Source organism: Allosphingosinicella sp. (assembly GCF_036570505.1).
GTDB lineage: Bacteria > Pseudomonadota > Alphaproteobacteria > Sphingomonadales > Sphingomonadaceae > Allosphingosinicella.
In genome coordinates, this window is the sequence record NZ_DATCYB010000009.1 from 1 (window position 1) to 8,629 (window position 8,629).

9 protein-coding genes, 1 pseudogene and 1 riboswitch are annotated in these 8,629 nt (G+C 66.0%); of the genes and pseudogenes, 4 read left to right on the plus strand and 6 right to left on the minus strand.

The features are described 5' to 3' along the window. The 3 genes from VIR62_RS00400 to VIR62_RS00410 all read right to left on the minus strand — a co-directional run. Positions 1–462, minus strand: a 462-nt coding sequence (locus tag VIR62_RS00400) for an iron chelate uptake ABC transporter family permease subunit (protein WP_431867731.1), incomplete at its 3' end; no start/stop codon positions are given. Next, positions 459–1,247 (minus strand): ABC transporter substrate-binding protein, encoded by a 789-nt coding sequence (locus VIR62_RS00405; protein ID WP_431867733.1) that lies wholly within the window; start codon positions 1,245–1,247, stop codon positions 459–461. The genes VIR62_RS00405 and VIR62_RS00400, both read right to left, overlap by 4 nt. Next, a complete protein-coding gene (locus tag VIR62_RS00410; protein WP_431867735.1) occupies positions 1,216–3,087 on the minus strand; it encodes a TonB-dependent receptor plug domain-containing protein in 1,872 nt (623 codons plus the stop codon). The genes VIR62_RS00405 and VIR62_RS00410 overlap by 32 nt, the downstream gene beginning before the upstream one ends. 101 nt (positions 3,088–3,188) lie before the next feature. Then, a riboswitch (cobalamin riboswitch) is annotated at positions 3,189–3,350 on the minus strand. A gap of 147 nt (positions 3,351–3,497) precedes the next feature. Between VIR62_RS00410 and rpmE the strand changes: the two genes are divergently transcribed. Together rpmE and VIR62_RS00420 are read left to right on the plus strand one after the other, a co-directional pair. After that, positions 3,498–3,728, plus strand: a complete 231-nt coding sequence (rpmE, locus tag VIR62_RS00415) for a 50S ribosomal protein L31 (protein WP_431867737.1) — start codon at positions 3,498–3,500, stop codon at positions 3,726–3,728. A gap of 48 nt (positions 3,729–3,776) precedes the next feature. After that, positions 3,777–4,349 carry a GNAT family N-acetyltransferase gene (locus tag VIR62_RS00420; RefSeq protein WP_431867739.1) on the plus strand — a complete coding sequence of 191 codons (573 nt, stop codon included), beginning with the start codon at positions 3,777–3,779 and terminating at the stop codon, positions 4,347–4,349. Between the two features lie 6 nt (positions 4,350–4,355). Here the strand turns inward: VIR62_RS00420 and VIR62_RS00425 are convergent, their stop codons facing one another. After that, complete coding sequence (locus tag VIR62_RS00425) at positions 4,356–5,102, minus strand: helix-turn-helix domain-containing protein (protein WP_431867741.1); 747 nt, start codon at positions 5,100–5,102, stop codon at positions 4,356–4,358. A 174-nt stretch (positions 5,103–5,276) separates the two neighbouring features. Between VIR62_RS00425 and VIR62_RS00430 the strand changes: the two genes are divergently transcribed. Both VIR62_RS00430 and VIR62_RS00435 read left to right on the plus strand, forming a co-directional pair. Beyond that, a complete protein-coding gene (locus VIR62_RS00430) occupies positions 5,277–5,507 on the plus strand; it encodes a hypothetical protein (RefSeq protein WP_431867742.1) in 231 nt (76 codons plus the stop codon). Positions 5,508–5,564: 57 nt separating this feature from the next. Further along, positions 5,565–6,989, plus strand: coding sequence for an MFS transporter (locus VIR62_RS00435; protein ID WP_431867744.1), 1,425 nt, complete (start codon positions 5,565–5,567; stop codon positions 6,987–6,989). Between the two features lie 364 nt (positions 6,990–7,353). Here the strand turns inward: VIR62_RS00435 and VIR62_RS00440 are convergent, their stop codons facing one another. Both VIR62_RS00440 and VIR62_RS00445 read right to left on the minus strand, forming a co-directional pair. Continuing rightward, positions 7,354–8,487, minus strand: coding sequence for a CaiB/BaiF CoA transferase family protein (locus VIR62_RS00440; RefSeq protein ID WP_431867746.1), 1,134 nt, complete (start codon positions 8,485–8,487; stop codon positions 7,354–7,356). Next, positions 8,487–8,629: pseudogene (locus VIR62_RS00445) on the minus strand (acyl-CoA dehydrogenase); the annotation flags it as partial. The pseudogene VIR62_RS00445 and the gene VIR62_RS00440, both read right to left, overlap by 1 nt.

Here is an 8,629-nt window from a genome sequence, read left to right on the forward strand (position 1 = left end):
CAGCGCCAGCGTCGTCAGGGCCCCGGCGAGCGCGCTGATCGCGAGGCCGGAGAGCAGCAAAGTCGCCGTCTCGGCCTTGGGACCTGCAAGCGCCAGCAACAGGGCGAGCGCTGCGAGCGCGCCGACCACCGACCCCGCCGCCAAGGCCAAAGGTGCGGAGAAGCCGAAGATGTAGGCGGTGACCACCGCACCGAGCGCGGCTCCGCTGGTGGTGCCGGTGAGGTCGGGAGAGGCGAGGGGATTGGCGAACAGCGCCTGGATCGCGGCGCCCGACGCGCCGAGCATCGCGCCATAGATCAGCGCCAGCAGCGCCCGCGGCAGCCGGAGCTGGGCGAGGGCGGCGAGCCCGAGTTCGCGATCCTGCGCCATGAGGTCGACCAGCGCCCGCCACGGCATCAGCACCGACAGCAGGAACAGGGCGGCCAGCCCCGCGATGAGCAGCACTGAAGTCCGGCCGCTCATTCAGCCATCTCCTGACGAAGGCGCCGGATTTCATCGAGCATCAACGGCCCCATGCAGGTCCAGGGTCGCCCGTCGGTGATGATGGTCCGCGATCTCTCCGTTCCCTTGGCGAGCGGATGATTGAGCCAGCGCTGCTCGCCCGAATATTGACCCTGCCTGTAGTCGCTTCGGAGCAGGATTTGCGGCGGCCGTATCAGCAACTGCTCCAGAGATATTCGGTCGCCCTTGAGCGGCCGCTGCCGGAAGCCGGCCAGGGCCATCCATTGAGCGGCCAGCCCTTTGGAAGCCACGCTTCGACCGCCGCCGCCCAGCCAGACCGTATCGTGCTGACGCTTCGGCCGACTGCGTTGCAGGTGATCGATCCGGGCGATCAATCGTCGTCCTTGTCCCTCCCTGCCGAGAGCCCGGGCCACGGCGCTGATGCTCGCCTCGATATCCTCGATGCCTTGGGGGAAGGGAAGGTCCAGGGTCGCGATATCCAGCTGTTCGGCTATACCCACCCAGTCCCGCGCTCCACCGCCCATGGTGAGGACGAGATCGGGCCTGTGGCCGACCACCGAAAGCAGGCTGCCGTCATTCTCCTCATAGTGTCGCGCCCGCTTCCACAGCGGCGTTTCGGCCTGCTTATGCGAGAGATGCGTCACCGATACGATCTGCTCCGGCGCGGCGAGCAGCAGGAGCAGTTGGTCCGTACACAAATTCAGCGAGGCGACCCGTTTCGGGGCCGCCTCCGCCACGCCGCCGAGCGCGAGGCTAATCGCCAAAATGCAGGCGAAGACCCGCATAGACCGTCCGTCCCGGCGTGTTGTAGCCGACCACATCCTGGTAATCGGCGTCGAAGGCATTCTCCAGCCGCGCATAGGCTTCGACGGCCGGCGTGATGCGGTAGGCCAGGTTGAGCGAGCCCAGGACGTAATCGCCCAGCGTCACTCTTTCAGCCGGAAAGGCGTCGAAATCCGTATCGATTCGCTCGCCGACATAGGCGAGACCGATGCCAAGATCGAAAGGGCCGGCCGAGCCGGTGGCGAAGAGGTTGGCGCTGTGTCTCGGCCGTCGCACCTCGCGCACGGCCGCTGTCCCGACCGTCTGCCGCTCGCCGGCGTCGAGATACGTGTAATTGGCGGCGAGGGTCAGCGAGCCGACCTCGTAGCGCCCGTCCACTTCCACGCCCCGCCGTCGGCTTTTTCCTTCGACATTGGCGGTGCTGGACAGGAAGGTGACGGGATCGAATGTGTCCACGATCTCATTCTCCAGCCGGTTGCTGAAGCCCGTGACACCGATCGATGCCGGTCCCTTCGCCCAGCGCATGCCGGCTTCGAATCCCTTTGAGCTTTCAGGCCTAAGATTATGATTTCCAACGAAGGAACCAGGAAAGAATCCGAACAGGTCGTAGAAGGTTGGTTGCGCGATGCCTTCGCCATAGCCGGCGTGCAAAGTCCAGCCCTCGATCGGGCTGAACAGAGCCATCGCGCGCAGCGTCGTCGAATCGGTAAAGGCGCTGAACTTGTCGTGCCTCAGCGCGATGTCGGTGGCGAAATTGTCCGACCAATCCGCCCGCCACTCGCCGACGAATGCAGTGAGCTCGCGCGAACGATCCTGATCGGTCGCGCCGAAAAAGGACTGGTCCCGGGCCCGAAAATCCTCGGCCTCATGCTCCACCGCGGCGGTGAGACGGTGGCGCCCGATTGTCCGCGACAATTGCCCGCCCAGCGTGAACCGCCCCCCGAAGGTGCTGTTGAGCGGCGCGGCGTCCAGCCGATTGCGGTTGGCGCTGTCGAGATAACCGCCGTCCACCAGCAGCGACCAACCGCCCTTCGCCATCCGGGTCCAGCCCCGCACCGCGAAAACGCGATTGTCAGTCGAATCGAGGGTATCCGCGCGGCGGAAGGTGACGGGATCGAAGCCGTCGAACTCACTCGTCCCCTCGATCCAGTGCCCGACGATGCCGATCTCATGGTCGGGGAGGGGGCTGTACACCGCTTTCAGGCTCGCCGACCGGTTTTCGAAGCCATCGCGCTCGCCGCCTTCGCCATCGAAGCTGTCGATACCGTCGCTCCGCAGCCATCCCGCCGAACCGCCAAGGCCGACATCACCCACGCCGGCGGCGAACTGGGCCGAGGCGCGGGCACTGTCCTGGCTGCCATATTCGGCCAGCGCGGAAAGGCGGGATCCGGCCAGCGGGTCGGAGGTCTCCAGCGCCACGACGCCGCCCAAAGCTTCCGATCCCCAGAGCGCCGATTGCGCCCCGCGCACCACTTCAAGGCGGCTGAGGCTGTCATTGGTCAGCAACTCGAATCGCGCCTCATTGCCCGCCGCCGGATCATTGAAGCGGATGCCGTCGACGAACAGAAGCGTGTGGTTGGCCTCCGCGCCCCTGATGCGGAGCTGGCTCTGCGTGCCGCGCGGTCCAGTGGTCGAGACAGACACGCCCGGCGCGAGCCGCAGCACGTCGCTCGTCGCGGGGAGGGCGAGCGCGTCCAAGGTCTGCTTATCGAAGATCGTGGCGGATACGCCCGTTTCCACCGCCGCCACGGGTTCGCGGGAGGCGGTGACGACTATATCCTCATCCGCGCCCGCCGGGCTTTGCTGAGCGGCGAGGGCCGCGACTAGAAAAATGGGATTCATGAAAGGACCTCCTTTGAACGACACACAAAATGTCGTCTCGGAGGTATCGCCGGCGCCTGGAGCGCCCGCGATGCCACGCGCCTCGGCTGATCCCGGCCGGACACGGACGACGGGCGGAGGCAGGTCTCCTGGCTCGCGGCTCGATTGCGCCTCCATCCTTTGCGGATGGGGAGCTCGCCGCTTACAGTTGCGGGCACAGCGCCGGTTTCGAACCGGCTTCCCTTTTCACCGCTCCAATAAGGGACTCCACGAAAGTAGTAATTTCGTGGGAACCCAAGAGCGGCACCTTCGCTGGAATGCCCGCTAGGCGCGGCGGCCTCGGCTTGTCAACTCGGCGATGAGGCGCTAAGGGCGCGGCTCGCTTTCACTGAGGCTGGTCGGAACCAGCCAAACCCCAGGAATCTGAAGCCATGAAGACCGATACCCATCCCGATTATCACATGATCAAGGTCCAGATGACCGACGGCACCACGTTCGAGACGCGCTCGACCTGGGGCAAGGAAGGCGACACGCTGCAGCTCGACATCGATCCCAAGTCGCACCCGGCCTGGACCGGCGGCACCGGCAAGATGGTCGACGCGGGCGGCCAGGTCGCGCGCTTCAACAAGCGCTTCGGCGGTCTCACGCTCGGTAAGAAGTGACCCGAAGGAGTCATCCCGGCGAAGGCCGGGATCTCTTAGAGACCCGTCGTGCCCTCGCGTACTGAGACCCCGGCATTCGCCGGGGTGACGGGAGGTGACGGCGGCATCCCGGTCCTTACGACCGAGCGCCTCCTCCTGCGCGCGCCGTCGGCGGACGATCTCGACGCCTCCGCCGCGATGTGGAGCAATCCCGAGGTCGTTCGTCACATCGGGGGCAAGCCCTTCACCCGCGAGGAGGTCTGGTCGCGCATCCTGCGCGCGCGCGGCCTCTGGTCGATGCTGGGCTACGGCTATTGGGCGGTCTATGACAGGGACAGCGACCGTTTCGTCGGCGACGTCGGCTTCGCCGATTTCCACCGAGATTTCACCCCTTCGATCGAGGGCATTCCGGAAATGGGCTGGGTGCTCGACCCCTGGTGCCACGGCCGCGGCTATGCCAGCGAAGCGGTGAAGGCGGCGATCCGCTGGGGCGAGGCGGAATTGAGCGCGCCCGAATTCAGCTGCATCATCGATCCGGACAATCGCGCGTCGATCAAGGTCGCAGAAAAAGCCGGCTTCATTCAGTCGGCTGAAACCACCTACAAGGGCGGCCCCACTCTCGTTTTCCGCCGCTCTCGCTGAGCCGGGCTAGCCGATAAGCCGGGCAAATCCGCCGGCGACGATCCGGCCGAGGCGCGCTCGATAGTCTTCATAGGCGACGTGCCCGGGTTCGATCAGGCCGAATTCCGGTTCAATATCCTGCCGGCAGGGCACAAGGGCCAGCGGCGTCGCCGCCGGGACCAGTTGCGAACCTTCGCCGACTATCAATGTGGTGAGGATGCCGTTGAGCTCGCCGCTGATCGTCGGCCGCCCGAGAATGGCGACGCGATACTGGCCGGATTCCTGCGTCACCAGATAGATGTGGCCGGAGAGGTGCGGGAACGACACCCGGCCCGCTTGGGTGAAGGCCGCGTCCAGTCGGGCGGATTCCTGGAAGGTGAGGCAGTGGCAGTCCGTGTTCCATTCAATCAGCAGTCGATAGGCGTAAATGGCGCCGGGATTGTTGAAAGAAGGACGGAGCGTCAGATAGTCGCCCTCGAGCCAGCTCACGCCGGCCCTCGCATAGGCGCCAAGTTCCGCGGGCGCCAGGATGGGCGGTTCGCTCGAAAGCCGGGGCGCGGCACCCCCTCGAAGCGGGCGTCCAAGTGCCTCTTCGAGTCGCACGACGGTGGCGAGCGTGAACGGACGCCGGCCGGAAAGAGCCTTCTCAAGCGTAGAAATGCTGAGCCCGGCTGCGTCGGCCAGCCATTGGCGCGACCGCCGGAGGCGCGCCAGCTCTTCGCGCACCGTGGTGGCGATCTCTTCGCTCGAGCGGCTATCCAGATCTCCCTGCATCGGCGCGATTCATATCATAATCGTGCGATGCTTCCTCACATTTCCGCACAAATGTTCACAGGAGCGGACAAATCCATACGCGCCAGCACGGTGGCGGATGAACATTGCGGCTCTTTATCGTGGCGGGAAGGGTGCCGCTGGACCAAAAGCCCGGCAACAAGCCGGGGAGCTACCATGTTCCGCATCGCATCACCGCTACCGCGCCCTCCCATTCTGGCCGCCCTTATCGTCGTGGGCCTGTACCTGTCCGCCGCTTCGCCCGCGGAAGCCGTGGAGCCCGTTATCCGGTCCACGGCGGCCTCATGGTCGGCCCTCGATCCTTCGCTGGCGCCGGTGGCCATATTGGCCGCCCTTCTCGGCAGCGCCGGCGTGGCGCTGCGTATCCGGCAGGGTCGGCCGGGGTAGCGCCCCGCTCTTCTTCCGGAACGCCGGCGAGGGACGGGACGTTCGCGAAAGCGAACCATGGTCGGTCCGCATCGCCTCCCTTGCGAAACGCCCGCTATCCACCGCGCGGAGGCGGGCGCGCCGTCGCCCTCCCCCTGGGTTCTTCCCGTCACCATCCTCGGCTCGAGCCTGGGGTTCATAGACAGCTCCGTCGTCAACGTCGCTCTTCCGGCGATGCAGCGCGGACTGGGCACGAGCATCGCCACCATGCAGTGGGTGGTGAACGGCTATATGCTGACTCTCGCCAGCCTGATCCTGCTGGGCGGTTCGATGGGCGATCGCTACGGGCGCAGGCGCATCTTCCTGATCGGTCTCACGGGCTTCGCGCTTGCATCGCTTGGCTGTGGGCTCGCGCCTTCCGCCGCCTGGCTGATCGGAGCCCGGCTGCTGCAGGGCGCGGCCGCCGCCCTGCTGATCCCGGCAAGCCTTGCGATCATCGGCGCGGCCTATGAGGGCGAGACGCGCGGTCCGGCGATAGGCACCTGGGCGGCGGCGGGAGCGCTCACCACGGCGCTCGGTCCTCCGCTCGGCGGCTGGCTGGTCGACAGCGTCGGCTGGCGCGCGATCTTCTTCATCAACCTGCCCGTCGCCGCGACGGCGCTGCTGCTGGCGCTGAAGCTTCCGGCCGACAGGCCGGCACAATCCCCCGAATCTCTCGACGTCGGCGGTGCGCTCCTCGCGGTGCTCGCCCTCGGACTGATCAGCTACGGCCTCATCTCGCTGGGGCAGGGGACAGGCCAGGCGGGCGTGATCGCCATCACCGCCGCCATTCCTGTATTCTGGCTATTCGTCCGTGTCGAAGCGCGCGCGGCCTCGCCTATGATGCCCCTGTCGCTGTTCCGAAACCGCGATTTCGCCGGTGCCAACACCCTGACCATCCTCCTCTACGCAGCCCTGAGCGGCGGCCTGTTCCTGCTCCCGTTTCTTCTCATCGAGGTCCATGGCTACAGCGCCGCGGCGGCCGGCGCGGCCTTCCTGCCGTTCTCCGCGATCATGGGTCTCGGATCGCGCTGGTCGGGCGGACTTGTTGAACGATACGGCGCGCGGCTGCCGCTGATCGTCGGCCCTTCGATCACGGCGGCGGGCTATACGCTGCTCGCTTTCTCGGGCGAGGAGCCGAGCTACTGGACCGGATTCTTTCCCGGACTCGCCATCATCGGTATCGGTATGACGCTGAGCGTGGCACCGCTGACGACCGCGGTCCTCGATTCCGCCCCCGAGGAGAAAAGCGGCACCGCATCGGGGATCAACAATGCCGCGGCCCGGGCCGGAGGTCTCGTCGCTGTGGCCGCGCTCGGGCTGGCCGTCGGTGGAGGCGCGGCGGATCTGGGAGGCGATACCTTGCTCGCGCCCTACCGGCTGGTGATGTTTGCGGCCGCGGTCCTCGCCGTGTCGAGCGCATTGATCGCCGCCACGACAATCGGCGCCGGCGCCCGGTCATGAGTGGACGCGAGCAAACTTACTCGGATCGATCAGTCGGTGGGAGATCCGGGCAGCATCATCCAGTGGGTAGGCCATTCCAGTCTGTCATTGGTGCGGGGATCGATGAAGTCGCGCCAATCCTTGCCATCCTGAGTCCCCGAGAGAAGGAGACCGACGACTGGGCGACCTCCGGACCAGATCAGAACCTCCTGCTTAGGCGGAAGGTAAGAAATGGGACGCCAGCCGACTTGAACGGGGAGGTCTTTCTGAATCTGGGAGTATGCGCTCACTGCCAATACCACCCTGTGAAATGACTGGTAGCTATGTTTCTTACCATCCGGTTAAGGCGTTAATATTTGGTTAAAATGCTGCCCGGGTTGAATCTCTAACCGCGACGCGGGCTGCCGTCATCGCCGCCAGTTCCAAGCGCTGGACTCGCCCGCTGCGCCACCTGCCTTTTGCCGTCGATGACTATGGGCGAGGCCACGCCCGGCACGCCGTCCAACTCCAGCCGCATCCCCCGCGCCACGACCTGTGGATCGGCGAACACCTGGGCGATGTCATTGATCGGCCCCGCCGGAACGCCGGCCGACGCCAGCGCGGCGAGGAACTCGTCGCGATGCCGCTGGAGCAGGGCAGAGGAGAGGGCGGCGGCGAGCGCCCCACGGTTCCGCACCCGATCGGCATTGGTGATGAAGCGGGGATCTTCGTCCAACGCTGTCAGCCCCAATAGGTCGCAGAGCTTGCGGAACTGCCTGTCATTGCCGACGGCGATGATGACGTGGCCGTCGGCAACTGCGAAAGTCTGGTAGGGCGCGATGTTGGGATGGGCGTTGCCGAGCCGGCGGGGCGCCTCGCCCGAGACGAGATAGTTCATCGCCTGATTGGCGAGCACCGCGACCTGTGTGTCGAGCAGAGCCATGTCGATATGGCAGCCCTTGCCGGTCGTCTCGCGCCCCCTCAGCGCCGCCAGGATAGCCGTCGAGGCATAGACGCCAGTGAAGATGTCGGCGAAGGCGACGCCGATCTTCTGCGGTTCGCCCTCGGGATCGCCGGTCAGGTCCATGATCCCGCCCATACCCTGGATCATGAAATCGTAGCCGGCGCGGGCGGCATAGGGGCCGTCCTGGCCGAAACCGGTGATCGAGCAATAGACGAGACGCGGGTTCAGCGCCGAAAGGCTCGCATAGTCGAGCCCGTATTTCTGGAGCCCGCCGACCTTAAAATTCTCGATCAGGATATCGGCGTCGGCAACCAGCGCCCGCACCTGTTCCTGCCCCTCGGGGCTCTCCAGATCGATCGCAACCGAGCTTTTGCCCCGGTTACAGCCATGGAAATAGGCCGCGCTGCCATCCTTCTCGACGAAAGGCGGTCCCCATCCGCGCGTATCGTCGCCGGCCCCGGGCCGCTCGACCTTGACGACGTCGGCGCCAAGGTCGGCGAGCAGCTGTCCCGCCCACGGTCCAGCAAGGATCCGGGCGAGTTCGACGACGCGGATGCCGGCGAGGGGCTTGTCCACTAGAAAGCCGGGATACCGGTGATCGCGCGGCCGAGGATCAGGCCGTGGACGTCGTGCGTGCCCTCATAGGTGTTGACCGTCTCCAGGTTGGCCGCGTGGCGCATCACCTGGAATTCGGCGCTGATGCCGTTGCCGCCGTGCA

Coding starts and splice junctions, on each gene's coding strand:
- VIR62_RS00405 (WP_431867733.1), bottom strand. CDS start 1,247: ATGCGGGTCTTCGCCTGCATTTTGGCGATTAGCCTCGCGCTCGGCGGC.
- VIR62_RS00410 (WP_431867735.1), bottom strand. CDS start 3,087: ATGAATCCCATTTTTCTAGTCGCGGCCCTCGCCGCTCAGCAAAGCCCG.
- rpmE (WP_431867737.1), top strand. CDS start 3,498: ATGAAGACCGATACCCATCCCGATTATCACATGATCAAGGTCCAGATG.
- VIR62_RS00425 (WP_431867741.1), bottom strand. CDS start 5,102: ATGCAGGGAGATCTGGATAGCCGCTCGAGCGAAGAGATCGCCACCACG.
- VIR62_RS00430 (WP_431867742.1), top strand. CDS start 5,277: ATGTTCCGCATCGCATCACCGCTACCGCGCCCTCCCATTCTGGCCGCC.
- VIR62_RS00435 (WP_431867744.1), top strand. CDS start 5,565: ATGGTCGGTCCGCATCGCCTCCCTTGCGAAACGCCCGCTATCCACCGC.